The sequence below is a fragment of the Candidatus Reidiella endopervernicosa genome, from assembly GCF_013343005.1.
Classification (GTDB): domain Bacteria; phylum Pseudomonadota; class Gammaproteobacteria.
Window position 1 is genome coordinate 3,380,637 of sequence record NZ_CP054491.1, and the last position, 16,583, is coordinate 3,397,219.

Consider the following 16,583-nt stretch of genomic DNA (forward strand, 5'->3'; position numbering starts at 1 on the left):
CATGCAACAGCCCGCTATTCAGGTCGAACGGCTCCACAAGCAGTTCGATGAGGTCAACGCCGTCGACGGCATCAGCTTTCAGGTAGACCGGGGGTCAATCTGCGGCCTACTCGGCGGTAACGGTGCCGGTAAAACCACCACCCTCTCTATCCTGCTCGGGGAGTCGCTATTTTGCGGAAGCATGTTTTGGGCATCCAAGCCCAAGCAAGCGGCAAATACTTAACGCGACCGTTTATGCCTACGGCGCCCCGACGTCTGCGTACGTTGCGTAATCACCTCTTCGCGGCTCTACACAACTCCTCAGTGACTCTACGCCGACATAAAGCCGCTGCTGCATCTTCTTCGTCGTTCGCTCGCGCTCTCAACTACGAATAGGCAGACGGCGTCGACTATCGGGGACTAACCGCCTTCGCTTCGCTATCCATGGCGGTCAGCGTCGGTCTGCTCACCCCTAGCAGTGGCACTATCACCGTACTGGATGAGGACATGCTCACCCACCGCTACCGAGTGTTGCCACGGATGAACTTCTCATCACCCTATGTCGACCTGCCGATGCGTCTTACCGTGCGAGAGAATCTGACCGTCTACGCACATCTCTACGGTGTGCCACAGGTAAAAAGGCGAATTGCACAGCTCTGTGAACAGCTCGATATCGGTGAGTTTATTGGCCGCCGTTACGGTACTCTCTCTGCCGGACAACGCACCCGAGTTGCACCTCGCCAAGGCACTGCTCAACCAACCGGAACTGCTACTACTTGATGAGCCAACCGCCTCACTCGATCCCGATAGCGCCGACCGAATTCGCACCATGCTCACTGATCCAGCAGCGAGACTGAGGCTGGCCACCCTGCTGCTCGCTCTCATGGTACATGCGGCGAAGGGAGCGCTCTGCGATGAGGTGCATCATGTTGCCCTGCGTGATCGACCAGGGCACCCCCTCAGAACTGCAGGAACGTTTTGGGCGCGACTCAATGGAACAGGTCTTTCTCGATGTCGCACGCGCAGGGGAGGGCACCGCATGAATAGCCTCTCGCTACATCGCATCGGCGCGATGGTGCTGCGCTACACCTATCTGCTACGCAAGTCGTGGCCACGACTGCTGGAGCTGGTCTACTGGCCGACGGTACAGATGATTCTGTGGGGTTTTATCAGCCAGTTTTTTACCCAGCACAGTAGCTGGGTGGCACAGGCGGCTGGGGTACTGATCGCTGGCGTACTGCTCTGGGATGTTCTGTTCCGTGGTCACCTCGGCGTAACCCTCGCCTTCTTTGAAGAGATGTACTCACGCAATCTCGGTCACCTCTTTGCATCCCCCCTCCGACCCTACGAACTGGTGATCTCGCTCACCACTATCAGTCTGATTCGTACCCTGATAGGTATCAGCGGGGCCGCAGCACTGGCGATACCGCTCTATCACTTCTCGATCTTCGACATCGGCCTGCCACTACTCGGTTTCTTCGCCGGGCTGTTGATGATGGGCTGGTCGATCGGCATCCTGCTCTCATCACTGGTGATGCGTTACGGACTCGGTGCTGAGAACCTCGCCTGGGTTGCGATCTTCGCCATCGCTCCGATCTGCGGCATCTACTACCCAATATCAACCCTGCCGGAGTGGCTGCAGAGCGTGGCCTGGTGGCTACCAGCAAGCCATGTCTTTGAGGGGATGCGTGCGGTAATGTTCGACGGCACTTTCCGCGCCGATCTGATGATTAAGGCACTCACTCTCGATCTACTCTATCTGGCCGTCGCCATTACTATCTTTCTACGCACCTTCCGCGTGGCACGCGAAAAAGGGTTACTACTTCATGTTGGTGAGTAAAACTGTGACGACTACCCAACTTAGGCCATTGGCATCCTGGCAGAGCGAGATAGAATAGAAATATCCCTGTAGCCACAATAACAACAAAACCTATGAGTGAAAGTAGCATTGAGGTCGATGAAGAGACGATCAAGGATTTCCTTGGCGAGCTGACCGACGCCTACGACAATATGTCTGACGCGCTGGTACGCATCGACGATGCACCCGATGACCGCAGCGCCATCGATGAACTGTTCCGCGTAGTCCACTCGATCAAGAGCAATCTGCGCATGGTGGGGCTCGAGCAGCTCTCCGAGATCATCCACATGCTAGAGGATATTCTCGATGCCATTCGCCACGGCCACCTCCACCACGTCGCAGGTTTTAACGATCTACTACTACTGGTTGTCGCACAGATTCGTGAACTCTCTGCACAGCAGCTTAGCTCGCCTGGGGAGAGCGCCGAAAGTGGACAACTACACACTCTCATCCACACGCTCACCGACACCGACCCGGCACATCTTCAGCAGCGTGTCATAGAGACACTGCAGCAGATTGACCCCAATGGAGATTACGAGGTTGCTGAATCTCCCCAGCCAACCCGTAGCGACTCAACCGCACAAAGCGCCGACATCGCCTTCTTCTTTGAATTGAGCCAGCAGATCGAGAGCGTGACCCCATTCTGGCCGGGCCGCAGCACCCGTCTACTCGATCTCTGCCTGAGCATGAATGAGGCGGCGGATAATCCGGTCGACGAGGTACAGCTCACCGCAGCAGTCTACCTCTACGATATTGGCATGTCGTTCCTACCAATCGAGATCGCCACTAAGGGCGAACCGCTCAGCGATGAGGAGAGCGCACAGCTCAAAGGTCACAGCCGCATAGGTTACGAGTGGATGCGTCGTATGAGTGGCTGGGAGTCTGCAGCCGAGATGATCCACCACCACCATGAACGGCTCGATGGAAGCGGTTACCCGCAACAGCTAAACGGGGAACAGATTTGCGAGGGGGCGAAAATCATCGCCATCGCCGACACCTTTGTTGCCATGATCAGCAACCGCTGCTACCGCGAACATAAACGTCCAATCATGCGTGCCGTGCTGGAGATCAACAGCCACATCGGCAGTCAATTCGACAAACAGTGGGTGGCGCACTTCAACCAGGTGGTAAAGGCGAAAATCACCTGAGACGTTAATAACTAATTTTCAATATCCTGGTCACGTCTCTTCTGGATCCTGACGATGACCTCATACTCATCGTACGCCTCTTCATCGTGGTGAAACTCATCCACCTCGGCCTCTGTCAAACTCGCAACACCCCACAAGATCAAAATAATACCGACCAGAAGGTATGCCGCTATCGTCCCCCAGTCGTGTGCCGACCAGTCGTTACAGACGCTGTAGAGCATTGCCGCACCGAATAATATCCGTATCAAACTGCCTCCCAGTTTCGTCCCTTAGATCTTCAACCGCTCCACTACCTTACCCTTGAGCAGATGCTGCTCAATGATCTCGTCGATATCCTCTTTATCGATGAAGGTGTACCAGGTTTCCCCCGGGTAGATCACCATCACCGGTCCCTTGTCGCAGCGATCCATGCAACCCGCCGAATTGACTCTCACCTGCCCCGCACCGTGAATACCAAGCTCCTTACAGCGCTTCTTGGCGTAATCACGCAGGGCCTGCGCACCGTGATTACCGCAGCAGGCACAGCCATCGTCACGTTGGTTGGTACAGACAAAGAGGTGGTACTGGTAGTGGGACATCGACTTAATCCGAATTGAACAATTGATAAGGGGATTATATCGGGAACTGCTAGAATAATGACCTTTGAGGCGCGCAACCTACGGCGTCGAGCAAACCGGCAACACAGAGCGACCCTTTGGACCAACCCGTTACACCGCCCGATCAGCAGATACTCAAAGAGACCGACCAGTGCGTGCTCTGCGGTCTCTGCCTGCCCCACTGCCCGACCTACCACCTCACCCGCAACGAGGCGGAGTCCCCGCGTGGACGCATTTCGCTGATGCAGGCGCTGGCGCGTGGCCAGCTGCAGGCAGATGCAGAGCTCAAGGGGCACCTCGACCGCTGTCTGGTCTGCCGCAGCTGTGAGCGAGTCTGCCCGTCACAGGTCCCCTACGGCAAGCTGATCGATGAGGCGCGTGCGCTGTTTGCCCCCGGCGCCGCTCAGTCCTCATCACGCAGTGTGCCACTGCAACAGCTGCTCGACAGCGTCGCCGATAAACAGGGGCGTCTACGACAGGTCGCTAAAGGCCTGCGTCTCTATCAGCGCTCCGGTGCTCAGTGGCTGGCGCGCCAGAGTGGTCTGTTGCGAGGCCTCAAACTCGACGGACTGGAGCAGGCACTGCCCAACGTGCCCGAACCGCTCAACCTGAAAAGCTACTACCCTCCTCAGGGTGAGAAGCGAGCCGATGTCGCCCTCTTTACCGGCTGTATCGGCGAAATGATGGACGACGGCACCCTGCCGAGTGCGATCAAACTGCTCAACATCCTCGGTTATGGCGTGCAGATTCCCGTCAGCCAGGGGTGTTGCGGTTCGCTCCATCAACACAACGGCGAACCTGAGCAGGCAAAGTCACTCGCTCACATCAATGTCACCGCTTTTAACGGGCTAGAGGTAGAGGCGGTTATCGGTACGGGTAGCGGTTGTACCGCGCAGTTGCGGGAGTATGCGGCTCGTTATGGAGAAGAGAACGGCTTCAAGGTAGCGGTCTATGACATCTGCGACTTCCTCGCTACGATCGAGTGGCCGGAGCAGATCTGCTTTCGCCCCCTCAAACAGCGCATCGCCATTCACGAACCCTGTGCCAGCCGCAATCTGCTCAATGGCATGGCGAGCGTACAGAAGCTACTGGCGATGATCCCGGAACTAGTGGCACGGCCGCTGGCAAACAATAATCGCTGTTGTGGTGCTGCGGGTAGTTACATGGTAACCCAACCAGCACTAGCCGATGCCTTACGACGTGAGAAACTCTCTGCCATTACCGCCGCGTCGGCCGATGCAGTTGTCAGCACCAACATCGGCTGCGCACTCCATATTCAGGCGGGCAGGCCGGGGCTTGAACTACACCACCCGATCGCGCTGCTGTTACAGCAGATCACCAGCGTCTAGCGGCCTCATCAATCACTCGGCACAGTTCGTTCCAGCGCCCATTCGCGCAGCGCATCGATACGCTCCTGCATCACCAGTGAAAGTGGCCGGGTCTGAATCAGCTCTTCAAGAATATCGCCGGTCCCCAGCTCACTCTGATTGGCGTGGGTGGCGTAGAGCGCGGAGACGATCGCCTGTTCGATCTCGGCACCAGAGAATCCCTCCGACTGCGCCGCCAACATGCCGGTATCGAAACGCTCCGCCTCGATCTCACGTTTTTTCAGATGGATCTCAAAGATATCGCGCCGTACCTCGGCGCTGGGCAGATCGACAAAGAAGATCTCGTCAAATCGCCCCTTGCGCACCAGCTCCGGTGGTAGCTGATCGATCTCGTTTGCGGTAGCGACGATAAAGACACTGCTCTGCTTCTCCGCCATCCAGGTCAGCAGCGAGCCCAACACCCGCTTTGAGGTACCGCCGTCATGATCCTGAGTCGAGATCCCCTTCTCGATCTCATCGATCCACAACACGCAGGGGGCCATCGCCTCGGCCATTTTCAGTGATTCGCGCATCTTGCGCTCGGTCTCGCCGTGAAATGTGTCGTGAATCGCCGCAAAATCGAGCCTCAACAGCGGTACATTCCAACTCCCCGCCACCGCCTTGGCGGCAAGGCTCTTTCCACCACCCTGCACACCGAGTAGCAGCACCCCCTTGGGCGGATCGAGGCGTTTGTCATCAACCTCACTGTGGAAGATGGCACGACGTGGCTCCAACCAGCTTTTGAGCTTGCGCAGTCCACCCACCTCACCGAAGCGAGCGGTATCGAATTCATAACTGAGCACACCCTCTCCCCGGGAGTCGCTATTTTTGCGAAAGTTTGTTTTGGGCATCCAAGCCCAAGCAAACAGCAAAAACTTCACGCGACCGTTTATGCCTGCGGCGCCCGACCGTCCTGCGTACGTTGCGTAATCACCTCTTCGCGGCTCTACACAACCCCTCAGTGACTCTACGCCGACATAAAGCCGCTGCTGCATCTTCTCCGTCGTTCGCTCGCGCTCTCAACTACGAATATACAGACGGCGTCGACTATCGGGGACTAACCGCCCTCACTTCGCTCTCCATGGCGGTCAGCGGCTGAGCAGTGCATGTTTCGCCTTCATCACCGTCGGCAGATCGGACTCGGTGATCGCCCCGTCATCGAAGATCGCATTACGAGCCAATCGAGTCGCATCATCACGGGTCAGACCGCTGAGATTACTGACCAGCAGTTTGAAGGTCGCTTCATCACTACGCACCGACTGGCGACTCCGCTGCTGATACTGCTGGGTCGTCTCTAGCACGATCTTCTCCAGCGCCACCTGGTCGGGTAGTGAGATCTCGGCGCTGGCAGTAAAGGGCCTCAGCTCTGGTGGGATCGTAATCTTATGGCTCAGCAGTACCAGCGAGATACCGCTCTGCTGATGGCTCAGCGCGATATCCTTGAGCAGACGGATGTGTAGCGGCTCGTCGAGATAGGGATGAAAATCACACAGCACATAGATACCGGCATGGCGGTCGCGACGTAGCTGCCAGAGCATCTCCTCCGGCTTCGCTCCCTCTTCGCTGGAGGGGATATCGATATCGATGCGCCGCATGCCATCGGTCACGCTCCAGCTATTCACCGACTTGAAGCGCCGCTGGCCGATACCACTCAGCAGCTGCAGCACCCGCGTCTCCTCCTGCGATTCGATCACTACAATTGGAAAGTGGGAGCTGAGCAGCAGCTCAAGATCGTGACTCTCATTCATGCAAACGATCCTTATTGTTCGGTAACTTTCAGGGGTCGGAGTCGGTACCGACTCGACCCCATCAGGACTAACTCCATCTTGTGCGAAACATTCTAGCCCGACTACCTTGCCTCACCCTACCCCTGCCGCTAAGGTATCAATCATGAATAGACGCGACTACCCCCCCCTCGACCAGCTGGTGATGAATCTCGACATGGCGCTTCAGACCGTCTTCGGTCAGCCGAAAATCACCGAACGTCCCAACCCGGCCGACGATCTTGATGATACCGAGCTGAGCGAGGCGGAACAGCGCCATGTAGCGGGGCTGATGCGTATCAATCACGCCGGTGAGGTCTGCGCCCAGGCGCTCTATCAGGGCCAAGCACTGACCGCCAAGCTACCCGAGGTGCGCGACAGCATGGCGCGCGCCGCGCAGGAGGAGAACGACCACCTCGACTGGTGCGAGGGACGGGTTAAGGATATGGGTAGCCGCAAGAGCCTGCTCAATCCCCTCTGGTATGCCGGCTCATTCGCCATCGGTGCCACGGCGGGTCTTGCCGGTGACAAGTGGAGCCTTGGTTTTGTTGCCGAGACCGAGAAGCAGGTGGTGAAGCACCTCGATGAACACCTCGAGTCAATTCCCGAGCACGACGAGAAGAGTCGCGCAATTCTTGAGCAGATGAAGGTCGATGAGCAGCACCACGCTACGCTCGCACTGCAGGCCGGAGGGGCAGATCTACCCTGGCCGATCAAAAAATTGATGGGACTCACCTCCAAGCTGATGACCAAGAGCGTCTACCACATCTAACCTACCCTCGGGCCAGACGGAACAATCCAGCATGGAACTCAGCTTCAATGACTACACCATTTCCACCGTCTACGGCAGCGTAGATAACACCCTGCGCGGTGAGATTATCGACTTCTGGAGCCGCAACAATGCCATCGGTAATCCCCTGGAAACGGAACGGAGGGTACAGGAGGTAGTCTGCATCGCCCGCAATCCACAGGGCGAGCTGGCCGGACTCTCAACCGTCTATCCCGGCAAGCTCAACGGTGACAACAACTACTTCTTCTACCGGATGTTCATCCAACCTACCGATCGCATTCCCAACATGATGCGCATCATCACCCGCACCACTCGTGACTACCTCAACAGCGCAGAGATACAGAACAAACCCCAGGGAATCGCTATCGTCACCGAGAATCCGAAGCTGATGCGCAAGGGAATGAAGAAAATGTTTACCGAGATCGGCTACCACTACCTCGGTAAGGGGCCGAAGGGCAACGACATCTGGACCTTCGACTTCAGCTAACGGTTCAGCGCGGTATCTTGCTCGTATTTAGACAGCAGAAGATCTCCAGCATCACCCACTCAAGCGATTTGACAACCTGCTTCACTTAACGCTTTGACAGCCCTCTCACCCACACCAATGATCAGGCACTTCAGCCGGTTTTCTCAACATGACACAGCCCCATATGATCAGCGAGGCAAACCTGATTCTTCTAACATTCGCCTCAGAATGCATGGTTCATAGCCATGACTGATGCCCTGCGTATCTCGTCAGTACACCAGACCTCGGGTAGCGAGTGGAATGCCTGCATGACGATCTATCGCGCGACCTTCCCTGCGTGGGAACGAGAGCCGGAGGCAGTGATCGCCGATCGACTCAACGAGGGCAGCTATCAGTTGATGGCCGGCCTGTTGAGTGGACGTGTCGTCGGTTTTTACATTCAGGAACTCAACCCATTAAACGCCTATGTCATGTTTAATTATCTAGCAGTGGATGAGAGCCAGCGGAACGGGGGGATTGGGACACTGTTATGTCGAGATGCCATGGCACGCTTTAAGCGACTCTCCGGTTTCTCCTGGCTACTGGTCGAGGCCGAGGAGAGACAGGCGATCTTCTACGGTCGGCTTGGGTTTCATAAATTGGCTTTTGACTACTTCGCCCCACGTTATGACGATAGCGAGAGCGTGCCTATGCACTTGATGGTGCTGCCACAGGAGAAGAGGCCGAAGAGCATTCCGGCCAAGGAGCTGGCTGATATAATCCGACACCTTTTTCATAACGGTTACCTGCTGGACCATGACGATCCTCGAGTAGAACGTCAGCTCTCCCGACTAGCCGATGATGTATCACTGGTCACCTGGCCACACAACAAACAATAGTCTGATGAGAAACACATGCCACAGGAAAATAGTCCACACCAGCGCCTTTTAAGGTTCTTCGAGCTACTTGGTGATGAAGCCTTTGATGAGGGCAGGCGCGAGGCGCGTGCTGAGGCGCGTGCGCAGCACCCGCAGCTCTATCCGCTGCTGGAGCAGTTGGAGGATGACCCGATGGCCACATCTCTTCCCGATGGGCTGAGTGTGGATGAGTGCCTGATCTGTTTCTCCGGTTGCTACTTCAGTGCACGCAGCATTATCGAGTCCAGCTATCGCTACCGGCATGCAGAGCAGCTAATAGAGCGTGCCGTTGAGGCGCTGGATGGCGTGACAGGTGCCATTAATACCGACTTTATCGAGGTTCTACGTGAATTCGCTCGCCTACAGGGGGCTATCTGCAATATCGACCGAGGCATCTATCAGAGTCTCGCCTCAACCATGGGTATGGCCTCTACCGAGCTGGGCGAAGGCGTAGAGCGGTTACTGCAGTTACGCACGGGGCTTAATGGCCTGGAGGCTGAACTATATGACGAACACCTCGCCTCGCAACTGGCTGCCTACCACTGTTATGCCGATGCGATAAAAAGCGTTGCTGAACTTTATGGTTTACGTTGGGGTGACGGAGCAGTACTGCAACAGGCCGTCGATATTAAGCTCCCTTCTATTGAGCGGGCGCTGCGCGAGCTTGAATCGATGGGGGCTCGGATTATGGCCACCGATCTCGCACCACACGTACCGGTATTGCATCGGTTTGCCGAACGGCAACAGGCCGATAGCAGTGGCAAGCTCTGCATTGAGCACGGGCGTATGCGCATCGCCTATTTTGCCTCGTTACACCACAACATGATGAAACCTTTCGCTGCTCTGATGGCAGAGACCCTTGCTGCCGGGGGTACGGAAGGAATGTCGTTAAAAGGATTGGGGGCCTCGTCACTGGAATCGGACTCAATGTCGGACATCTGGTCGGGGCTGGCCTCGCGCGACTTTATCGACACCTACAGCTGGCAGTTTCCACCGCTGACACTTCCGTTTCGTGGTAGTGAGCTCAACTTTACCGTGGAACTGACCTATTTCAGTATGGGAATCTTCGTCCTCAACCTATCATCCGATCTGTCGCAACTCAGCGTCTCGGGATTACGCCACGCCATGAGCCTGGGAACCCCCTATGCGGTGGACGAGCAGATTCGTTGTGAGCAATCGGGCGAACAGTTCGCCTTTTTTGAAGAGTTTTCTGATCACGCACTTTCTCTCCTCAGTAGCGAGTTGAAACTGCAACTCGGCGAGCACCTTCCAGAGGAAGCTCGGGCACTGAACTGGAACAGTAGTGACAATCGTTTTGTTTCAGTGCGCCTGGAACGAGTAGTTAGCGATACGGGTGAACAGCGACATGAGCTGGACATTGAGGCGTTACAGAATCATATCGGCTACCCGGCCATTGCCCTGCCGCTACGCGAGGTACGAAGCGCGGTGGATGACTGGATCCTGCGCCCTGCCCCCGATGCCTCAGAAAACCTGGCCCCCCTGCGTTATAACGAAAATGAACTGATGATGGTGCAACGCCACGGTACTGTGATGGCACTGCTACAGCAGCCCGACTGGGTGCGTGAACAGGCGGCTGAGTCGGTAGAGGTGGCGGCAGCCATCACCAATCTTTTCCAACTCACCAACACTGTGTTGGGGAAACATATACGACAGTTAGCGGTAGAGGGGCCACAGGAGAAAGGCGCCGGGGAGTCGCTATTTTGCGAAAGTTTGTTTTGGGCATCCAAGCCCAAGCAAACAGCAAAAACTTCACGCGACCGTTTATGCCTGCGGCGCCCGACGTCCTGCGTTCGTTGCGTAATCACCTCTTCGCGGCTCTACACACTCCCTCAGTGACTCTACGCCGACATAAAGCCGCTGCTGCATCTTCTCCGTCGTTCGCTCGCGCTCTCAACTACGAATATACAGACGGCGTCGACTATCGGGGACTAACGCCTCACTTCGCTCTCCATGGCGGTCAGCGAGGGTGGTCGAAAATCACTCAAACGTCTACAGCGCCACCGCAAAGAGATGGAGGCAGAGCTAGACAACCTGAACCGATTCGAACGCGACATCCATTGGTTACTCGACATCATTCAGGCGGGTTCAATGATGACCTTCCCCGACCATACCCGCTTAATGCGTGCGGTGTTTACCGAGATGGAGTTTGAATCCCTGCGTCAGCGCACCAATGAGATTATGGCCGAGGTAAAACAGGTGCATGAGCAGACCATGGAGGGGGTGACGCGCATCTACGATCAGGTTAAAAACCATCTGGCACGACGTATGAACCGTATTCTTTCCGCCGCGATGTTTCTTATCTCAATCGCGGCATTCAAAGATATGTTTGATCTGTTCAACGAAGCCGAACTAGGCCTCTCCATCTCCGGTTTTACCCAGTTTGTCTCGATAATGGCGTTGATCGTGATGGCCATTGTTTTGATGTTTAGAGGGATCAATCCTGAGGAGTAGCGACGTAAACTCTAGAATAACATTCCTGTGCAATGTGGATGGAGCAGGTAATTAATCGCCTTAGGAGTAATTAAAGTATTCATCCACTATTGGTGCAACCGAGGCCATGGTCGTCTCCAGATTCAAGAGCACCTCCAACTCGTTTAGAAATATTTCAACTATCGGAGCCAGCACTGACTCCGATAGCTCATTTATCCCTGGCCGACCAGCGGCGGATGGAAGATCATCTGCACCGTATTGCCATCGGGATCGAGACAGTAGAAGCTGCGCGCACCGTCGCGGTGGGTACGTGGTTCAGTCTTCATCTTCACTCCATTAGCGCGCAGGAACTCGAACCAGTCGTCGACGTCCTGCATCGTCTCGAGGATGTAGCCAATATGGTCGAGCGATTGATCGCCGCTGGTGTCGTAACCTTCCGGGGAGCTGTGCAGGGCGACGTTGTCGTTGCCTGAGGTGAGGTAGACGTTGTTGGCGTCTGGTCGCCACTCAACCGTCATCCCCAACAACTCGACATAGAAGTGTTCCGCTGCGCCCATATCAGCCACATAGAGCGCCACATGGCGCATACCGCTGGTGGGGTTGGGACGCTTCATGCTCACTACGCAACAACCTCGTAATCGTGTGAGATCTCCACACCTGCATTGCCGAGCATGATAGAGGCTGAACAGTACTTCTCGGCTGAGAGCTCTACCGCCTTCTGCACCTTGCCATCCTTAAGCTCGTTGCCGCTGACGATAAAGTGGATATGAATCTTGGTGAAAACCTTGGGTTCGCTCTCAGCGCGTTCGGCCTCGATCTCTGCCACACAGTTGGTGACATCCTGGCGCGATTTTTTGAGAATATGGATCACATCAAATGAGGCGCAGCCCCCCATACCCAGCAGCAGCATCTCCATCGGACGCACACCCAGGTCACGGCCGCCATGCTCGGGTGGCCCATCCATCACGACGGCATGACCACTACCCGATTCACCGACAAAGGTCGCCTCTTCAACCCACTTGATTCTCGCCTTCATAACGCTTGCTCCCGCTTTCTGAGACGGCGAAGCGTATCACAGTTCGACAAGCCGAGGCCCTATACCATAAACTGCAAAGACTCCCTCATGGAGATGGGTAAATAATGACAAAATTGATTCCACAGGACACCGGAAACCCGGTCATCGACCGCTTTCTCGAGCACTGCCACAAACGCCGCTATCCGCCCAAAACGGTGATCATCGTCGCAGGTGACAAACCCGACGTGCTCTACTACATCGTCGAAGGGTCGGTCTCGGTGCTGATCGAGGACGATGATGGTCGCGAGATCGTGCTCGCCTACCTCAATCCCGGTGATTTCTTTGGCGAAATGGGACTGTTTGACGACAGTACCCGCAGCGCCTGGGTGCGCGCCCGCACCGAATGCACGCTGGCCGAGATCAGCTACAACAACTTCCGTCAGCTGGCGATGGACGATTCCGACATCCTCTTCGCCCTCTCTTCACAGATGGCAACCCGACTGCGTAATACCAGTCGCAAGGTAAGCGACCTTGCCTTTCTTGATGTCACTGGACGTGTTGCTGGCACCCTGCTCGACCTGGCGCGCCAACCCGATGCACTGACTCACCCAGACGGCATGCAGATATCGATCACCCGCCAGGAGCTGGGAAGGATTGTCGGCTGTTCACGAGAGATGGTCGGACGTGTAATAAAGACGCTCGAGGATCAACACCTGATCTCGGCCAAGGGCAAAACAATTGTTGTCTACGGAACGCGCTGAGTCGTAACCTGAAAACACACGGCTACTAAGATACCGGCAGCTCGAAGTAGAAGGTTGTACCGTCACGACCAGCGCAATCGAAGTCGATTTCACCCCTGTGCGCCTCGATGATCACCCGGCTGATATTGAGTCCGAGCCCGGTGCCATCGGGGCGCTCAATCGAGCTATCGCCCTCACGGGCAAAGCGCTCAAACACCCGTTCATGGAACGCCTCATCAATGCCTTCACCATGGTCGGTTACACTCACCCGAACACGTTCGCCCTTCACGCTGATAACGATCTCAACCCGGTCATTCCGCGCACCATACTTGGCGGCATTTGAGAGCAGGTTTGTCATCACCTGCAAGATGCGATTTCCATCGACCTCAACCTCCACTGAATCGGGCGCCTCAAGCAACACATACTCGGCGCCAAAGCGTTCACCGTAGCTATGGTTGCTCTCGATTGCGCGTCGCACCAGCATGACAAGATCGTGCCTACTCTGCTCCAGCTCCATCTGACCCGATTCGATCTTCTTCAGATCGAGAATATCATTGACGATACCGCTCAACCGCTCACTATTGTTCAAGGCGATATCCAACAACCCCTTCGCCTTCTCCGACACTTCCCCCGCCACACCGTTGATCACCAGTCCCAATGAACCGCGAATCGAGGTCAGCGGGGTGCGCAGTTCGTGGCTCACGTTGGAGAGAAAATCATCCTTGTGCTGCTCGGCCATACGGCGACGCTGCTCGGCACGTCCCAACGAGTAGAGCATCGCCATTACCACAGCCGAGAAGAGCAGCAGAATCACCGCCATCTGCAATAGCAGTTGTTGCCGGTAACTGGAGAAGAGCTCGGGGTCATGCATGTCGACCGCCTCCCAGGCGGTCCCCGGTATTGGGATGCGCTTCATAATGCGACTGCGCTCTTCAGCGCTGAGTCGATAGTCGTGACGGTCGAGATTGATACGTGGTCCCTCGGCCGTCACCTCAATAAGATCTTCTCCCGAGGGGTAGATCAGCATCAGGCGATGACTGGGGGTCTGGGTGCTACGCAGGATGCCGCCGAGCAGATCGGCGTGAAAACTGATGAAAAGCGCACCGCGTTTTCCACCACTCTCAAAGGGCGCCATGATGTCGAAATGGTAGACATCGATGTGGGGATGGATTCTCAGGGTGTAGCTACCATCGCGAATGAAGGTGCTGATATCGTGCCGACAGGCATCGCCGACCAGACCATCAAAATCCTCGATCAGCAGCTTACCCTTCTCATCGGTCAGGGTGACGGCAAAGTAGTTTGGGAAGTAGTCGTTAATATGGCCGGAGAGCATCATCAAGTGCTCGTCATCAAGATTGTTGATGATCTCGCCCAGCTGTGGAACATGCTCATGAGCAAACAGCTGCACCATACGCTGCTTCTCTGCCACCAGCCGACTGATCTCATCGGCAACACCCTCTGCTGAGAGCTGAGCCGTCTCATCGTGGTAGCGCCTGAAATCATCAAAGCGGCTCCACGACAACCAGGCGAGCAGAGAGCCCATCAGCAGGATCAGCAACAGCGCATAGAGAGTGTAACGCTTCACACCTAACTAGCCTCTCTCTGCTGCTGAGTTATCATCACAACCTACTCTGTATAGAGCTCCGCCAAACGCTCACCCGGTTCCTCGGCGCGCATAAAGGCCTCGCCGACCAGGAAGGCGTTAACGCTGTTGGCACGCATCTGCGCCACATCGTTGGGGGTATGGATACCACTCTCGGTGACCACGATGTGTTCATCGGGAATCAGCTCCAGCATACGAATCGTCGTATCGAGCGAGGTTTCAAAGGTGCGCAGATTACGGTTATTGATACCGACCAGTGGCAGCCCCAGCGGCAACATGCGCTGCAGCTCCTGCTCATCATGCACCTCAATCAACACATCCATGCCGAGCTCAACTGCCAGTGCGCTCAGGTCACGCAGCTGCACATCATCAAGACAGCTCACGATCAGCAGGATGCAGTCCGCCCCCATCGCCCGTGCCTCGTAGACCTGATAGGGATCGATGATGAACTCCTTACGCAGCACCGGCAGCGCACAGGCTGCACGTGCCTGCTGCAGATACTCATCGGCCCCCTGGAAGAAATCGATATCGGTCAGCACCGAGAGACAGGCCGCACCACCGCGCTCGTAGCTGGCAGCAATCTCGGCCGGTACAAAGTGTTCGCGGATCACACCCTTCGATGGGGAGGCCTTTTTGATCTCGGCAATCACACCCGCCTGACCGGCAACGATCTTGTTCTCGATGGCACGTACAAAACCGCGCGGCGCCAAGGCGTGCTCCGCCTGATCACGAAGCTGTTGCAGCGGGGTGTTGGCAACGCGCTCCTCAATCTCCTCAAGCTTGCGGTTGACGATCTTTTTCAGAATATCGGGAGTATCACTCATCGTTATATTCTCCACCCGGCGCTATTCGCCCTGGTAGAGCTCCTCCTCGAGGTGGTCACCAAAGCCACGGCTCACCTGCACCAGATGGTCGAGCTTGGCCCAGGCCGCGCCGCTGTTGATCATCTCACGCGCCATCTCAACACCGGCCTCTAGCGAGTCGGTCAGGTTAGCGGCGTAGAGTGCCGCGCCTGAATTGAGCACTACGATATCCATTGCAGGACCTGCATCGCCGTGCAGTACGTTGCGAATCACCTCCAACGACTGCTGCGCACCGTCAACGGCCAGCGCATCGATACTGCTACTGCTGATACCAAACTGCTCAGGTGTGATGGTGTAGGTGGTGACCTCACCATCCTTAAGCTCTGCCACCTGGGTGGGTGAACCGATGCTGATCTCATCCATGCCATCCTCTGCGTGTACCACCAGCACATGGTTGCTACCGAGCTGCTTCATCACATTGGCCAGCGGTTCAACCAACGCACCATCAAAGACACCTAGCAGCTGGTTGGGCGCACCGGCAGGATTGGTCAATGGACCGAGCACATTGAAGATGGTACGTACCGCCATCTCCCGGCGCGGGCCGATGGCGTGTTTCATCGCACTGTGGTGTTTGGGAGCGAACATAAAACCGACACCCACCTGATTGATACACTCCGCCACCTCTTCAGGGGTGATCTCGAGATTCACGCCAGCCGCCTCGAGCAGATCGGCACTGCCCGACTTGGAGGAGACCGAGCGGTTACCATGTTTGGCAACCTGGCCACCGGCCGCAGCCACCACGAAGGTGCATGCCGTAGAGATGTTGAAGGTGTTGCTACCATCGCCACCAGTGCCGACGATATCGACCATGTTCGCTCCACCCACCTCAACGCGGGTCGCCAGCTCACGCATCACCTTGGCGGCAGCCGCGATCTCATCGACCGTCTCACCCTTCATACGCAGCCCGATCAAAAACCCACCGATCTGCGACGGGGTCGCCTCACCGGTCATGATCAGCTTCATCACGCTGCCCATCTCTTCGCCACTCAGATCGCGGTTCTCAGTCACCGCGCGAATCGCCGCCTGCATATCCATAATTTCGCTACCT

The 16,583-nt window shown here is 56.2% G+C and carries 21 protein-coding genes and 1 pseudogene; 13 read left to right on the plus strand and 9 right to left on the minus strand.

Annotation, left to right across the window (positions count from 1 at the left end; translation table 11 throughout):
- The first annotated feature begins 1 nt into the window (after position 1).
- The 5 genes from HUE57_RS18310 (at position 2) to HUE57_RS18330 (ending at position 2,985) form a co-directional block, all read left to right on the plus strand.
- Positions 2 to 223 carry an ATP-binding cassette domain-containing protein gene (locus tag HUE57_RS18310; protein ID WP_174673661.1) on the plus strand — a complete coding sequence of 74 codons (222 nt, stop codon included), beginning with the start codon at positions 2 to 4 and terminating at the stop codon, positions 221 to 223.
- Positions 172 to 375 carry a hypothetical protein gene (locus tag HUE57_RS18315; protein ID WP_174673662.1) on the plus strand — a complete coding sequence of 68 codons (204 nt, stop codon included), beginning with the start codon at positions 172 to 174 and terminating at the stop codon, positions 373 to 375. Before HUE57_RS18310 ends, HUE57_RS18315 begins: the two co-directional genes overlap by 52 nt.
- Before the next feature lie 48 nt (positions 376 to 423).
- A complete protein-coding gene (locus HUE57_RS18320) occupies positions 424 to 759 on the plus strand; it encodes an ATP-binding cassette domain-containing protein (RefSeq protein ID WP_174673663.1) in 336 nt (111 codons plus the stop codon).
- A gap of 259 nt (positions 760 to 1,018) precedes the next feature.
- A complete protein-coding gene (locus HUE57_RS18325) occupies positions 1,019 to 1,819 on the plus strand; it encodes an ABC transporter permease (protein WP_078484459.1) in 801 nt (266 codons plus the stop codon).
- Positions 1,820 to 1,911: 92 nt separating this feature from the next.
- On the plus strand, positions 1,912 to 2,985 hold the full coding sequence (locus HUE57_RS18330) for an HD-GYP domain-containing protein (protein ID WP_174673664.1): 1,074 nt from the start codon (positions 1,912 to 1,914) through the stop codon (positions 2,983 to 2,985).
- 11 nt (positions 2,986 to 2,996) lie between these two features.
- On the opposite strand, the gene HUE57_RS18335 is transcribed toward HUE57_RS18330, so the two are convergent.
- Entirely contained in the window at positions 2,997 to 3,233 is a 237-nt protein-coding gene (locus HUE57_RS18335) for a hypothetical protein (RefSeq protein ID WP_135622366.1), read from the minus strand.
- A 21-nt stretch (positions 3,234 to 3,254) separates the two neighbouring features.
- Positions 3,255 to 3,563 (minus strand): (2Fe-2S) ferredoxin domain-containing protein, encoded by a 309-nt coding sequence (locus HUE57_RS18340; RefSeq protein WP_078484456.1) that lies wholly within the window; start codon positions 3,561 to 3,563, stop codon positions 3,255 to 3,257.
- Between the two features lie 116 nt (positions 3,564 to 3,679).
- Here HUE57_RS18340 and HUE57_RS18345 point away from each other — a divergent pair, with 116 nt between their 5' ends.
- Complete coding sequence (locus HUE57_RS18345; protein WP_078484455.1) at positions 3,680 to 4,930, plus strand: (Fe-S)-binding protein; 1,251 nt, start codon at positions 3,680 to 3,682, stop codon at positions 4,928 to 4,930.
- A gap of 8 nt (positions 4,931 to 4,938) precedes the next feature.
- On the opposite strand, the pseudogene HUE57_RS18350 reads toward HUE57_RS18345, so the two are convergent.
- Positions 4,939 to 5,799, minus strand: a pseudogene (locus tag HUE57_RS18350) (AAA family ATPase); the annotation flags it as partial.
- Here HUE57_RS18350 and HUE57_RS19415 point away from each other — a divergent pair.
- Complete coding sequence (locus HUE57_RS19415; RefSeq protein WP_236860642.1) at positions 5,787 to 6,047, plus strand: hypothetical protein; 261 nt, start codon at positions 5,787 to 5,789, stop codon at positions 6,045 to 6,047. The pseudogene HUE57_RS18350 and the gene HUE57_RS19415 overlap by 13 nt on opposite strands.
- Here HUE57_RS19415 and HUE57_RS18360 read toward each other — a convergent pair.
- On the minus strand, positions 6,037 to 6,696 hold the full coding sequence (locus tag HUE57_RS18360; protein WP_174673667.1) for a hypothetical protein: 660 nt from the start codon (positions 6,694 to 6,696) through the stop codon (positions 6,037 to 6,039). The two genes, HUE57_RS19415 and HUE57_RS18360, sit on opposite strands and share 11 nt — an antisense overlap.
- Before the next feature lie 142 nt (positions 6,697 to 6,838).
- On the opposite strand from HUE57_RS18360, the gene coq7 reads away from it, so the two are divergent.
- The 5 genes from coq7 (at position 6,839) to HUE57_RS18385 (ending at position 11,335) form a co-directional block, all read left to right on the plus strand.
- Positions 6,839 to 7,483, plus strand: coding sequence for a 2-polyprenyl-3-methyl-6-methoxy-1,4-benzoquinone monooxygenase (gene coq7, locus HUE57_RS18365; protein WP_078484453.1), 645 nt, complete (start codon positions 6,839 to 6,841; stop codon positions 7,481 to 7,483).
- Between the two features lie 31 nt (positions 7,484 to 7,514).
- Positions 7,515 to 7,988, plus strand: a complete 474-nt coding sequence (locus tag HUE57_RS18370; protein WP_078484452.1) for a hypothetical protein — start codon at positions 7,515 to 7,517, stop codon at positions 7,986 to 7,988.
- 224 nt (positions 7,989 to 8,212) lie between these two features.
- Complete coding sequence (locus HUE57_RS18375; protein ID WP_078484451.1) at positions 8,213 to 8,845, plus strand: GNAT family N-acetyltransferase; 633 nt, start codon at positions 8,213 to 8,215, stop codon at positions 8,843 to 8,845.
- A 15-nt stretch (positions 8,846 to 8,860) separates the two neighbouring features.
- A complete protein-coding gene (locus HUE57_RS18380) occupies positions 8,861 to 10,720 on the plus strand; it encodes a hypothetical protein (protein WP_174673668.1) in 1,860 nt (619 codons plus the stop codon).
- Between the two features lie 303 nt (positions 10,721 to 11,023).
- Positions 11,024 to 11,335: a hypothetical protein gene (locus HUE57_RS18385; RefSeq protein ID WP_174673669.1), complete on the plus strand. Its 312-nt coding sequence runs from the start codon at positions 11,024 to 11,026 to the stop codon at positions 11,333 to 11,335.
- A 191-nt stretch (positions 11,336 to 11,526) separates the two neighbouring features.
- On the opposite strand, the gene HUE57_RS18390 is transcribed toward HUE57_RS18385, so the two are convergent.
- Together HUE57_RS18390 and HUE57_RS18395 are read right to left on the minus strand one after the other, a co-directional pair.
- Positions 11,527 to 11,928, minus strand: coding sequence for a VOC family protein (locus HUE57_RS18390; RefSeq protein ID WP_174673788.1), 402 nt, complete (start codon positions 11,926 to 11,928; stop codon positions 11,527 to 11,529).
- Between the two features lie 5 nt (positions 11,929 to 11,933).
- Positions 11,934 to 12,350 (minus strand): OsmC family protein, encoded by a 417-nt coding sequence (locus HUE57_RS18395; protein WP_078484413.1) that lies wholly within the window; start codon positions 12,348 to 12,350, stop codon positions 11,934 to 11,936.
- 104 nt (positions 12,351 to 12,454) lie between these two features.
- Between HUE57_RS18395 and crp the strand changes: the two genes are divergently transcribed.
- The gene (gene crp, locus HUE57_RS18400) at positions 12,455 to 13,090 is read left to right on the plus strand and encodes a cAMP-activated global transcriptional regulator CRP (RefSeq protein ID WP_078484414.1); all 636 of its coding nucleotides are present in this window, start codon (positions 12,455 to 12,457) and stop codon (positions 13,088 to 13,090) included.
- A 25-nt stretch (positions 13,091 to 13,115) separates the two neighbouring features.
- Here crp and HUE57_RS18405 read toward each other — a convergent pair whose 3' ends face one another.
- Genes HUE57_RS18405 through trpD form a run of 3 tightly spaced genes read right to left on the minus strand, consistent with a single transcriptional unit; the run spans position 13,116 to position 16,570 of the window.
- On the minus strand, positions 13,116 to 14,654 hold the full coding sequence (locus tag HUE57_RS18405; RefSeq protein WP_174673670.1) for a sensor histidine kinase: 1,539 nt from the start codon (positions 14,652 to 14,654) through the stop codon (positions 13,116 to 13,118).
- A gap of 41 nt (positions 14,655 to 14,695) precedes the next feature.
- Complete coding sequence (gene trpC / locus HUE57_RS18410; RefSeq protein ID WP_078484417.1) at positions 14,696 to 15,496, minus strand: indole-3-glycerol phosphate synthase TrpC; 801 nt, start codon at positions 15,494 to 15,496, stop codon at positions 14,696 to 14,698.
- A 21-nt stretch (positions 15,497 to 15,517) separates the two neighbouring features.
- The gene (gene trpD / locus HUE57_RS18415; RefSeq protein ID WP_078484418.1) at positions 15,518 to 16,570 is read right to left on the minus strand and encodes an anthranilate phosphoribosyltransferase; all 1,053 of its coding nucleotides are present in this window, start codon (positions 16,568 to 16,570) and stop codon (positions 15,518 to 15,520) included.
- Positions 16,571 to 16,583 lie beyond the last annotated feature (13 nt).

What these genes read in the sequence shown, in the direction of transcription:
- HUE57_RS18310 (WP_174673661.1), top strand. Translation starts at nt 2, where the DNA reads ATGCAACAGCCCGCTATTCAGGTCGAACGGCTCCACAAGCAGTTCGAT.
- HUE57_RS18320 (WP_174673663.1), top strand. Translation starts at nt 424, where the DNA reads ATGGCGGTCAGCGTCGGTCTGCTCACCCCTAGCAGTGGCACTATCACC.
- HUE57_RS18325 (WP_078484459.1), top strand. Translation starts at nt 1,019, where the DNA reads ATGAATAGCCTCTCGCTACATCGCATCGGCGCGATGGTGCTGCGCTAC.
- HUE57_RS18330 (WP_174673664.1), top strand. Translation starts at nt 1,912, where the DNA reads ATGAGTGAAAGTAGCATTGAGGTCGATGAAGAGACGATCAAGGATTTC.
- HUE57_RS18340 (WP_078484456.1), bottom strand. Translation starts at nt 3,563, where the DNA reads ATGTCCCACTACCAGTACCACCTCTTTGTCTGTACCAACCAACGTGAC.
- HUE57_RS18360 (WP_174673667.1), bottom strand. Translation starts at nt 6,696, where the DNA reads ATGAATGAGAGTCACGATCTTGAGCTGCTGCTCAGCTCCCACTTTCCA.
- coq7 (WP_078484453.1), top strand. Translation starts at nt 6,839, where the DNA reads ATGAATAGACGCGACTACCCCCCCCTCGACCAGCTGGTGATGAATCTC.
- HUE57_RS18370 (WP_078484452.1), top strand. Translation starts at nt 7,515, where the DNA reads ATGGAACTCAGCTTCAATGACTACACCATTTCCACCGTCTACGGCAGC.
- HUE57_RS18375 (WP_078484451.1), top strand. Translation starts at nt 8,213, where the DNA reads ATGACTGATGCCCTGCGTATCTCGTCAGTACACCAGACCTCGGGTAGC.
- HUE57_RS18380 (WP_174673668.1), top strand. Translation starts at nt 8,861, where the DNA reads ATGCCACAGGAAAATAGTCCACACCAGCGCCTTTTAAGGTTCTTCGAG.
- HUE57_RS18385 (WP_174673669.1), top strand. Translation starts at nt 11,024, where the DNA reads ATGGAGTTTGAATCCCTGCGTCAGCGCACCAATGAGATTATGGCCGAG.
- HUE57_RS18390 (WP_174673788.1), bottom strand. Translation starts at nt 11,928, where the DNA reads ATGAAGCGTCCCAACCCCACCAGCGGTATGCGCCATGTGGCGCTCTAT.
- HUE57_RS18395 (WP_078484413.1), bottom strand. Translation starts at nt 12,350, where the DNA reads ATGAAGGCGAGAATCAAGTGGGTTGAAGAGGCGACCTTTGTCGGTGAA.
- crp (WP_078484414.1), top strand. Translation starts at nt 12,455, where the DNA reads ATGACAAAATTGATTCCACAGGACACCGGAAACCCGGTCATCGACCGC.
- trpC (WP_078484417.1), bottom strand. Translation starts at nt 15,496, where the DNA reads ATGAGTGATACTCCCGATATTCTGAAAAAGATCGTCAACCGCAAGCTT.
- trpD (WP_078484418.1), bottom strand. Translation starts at nt 16,570, where the DNA reads ATGGATATGCAGGCGGCGATTCGCGCGGTGACTGAGAACCGCGATCTG.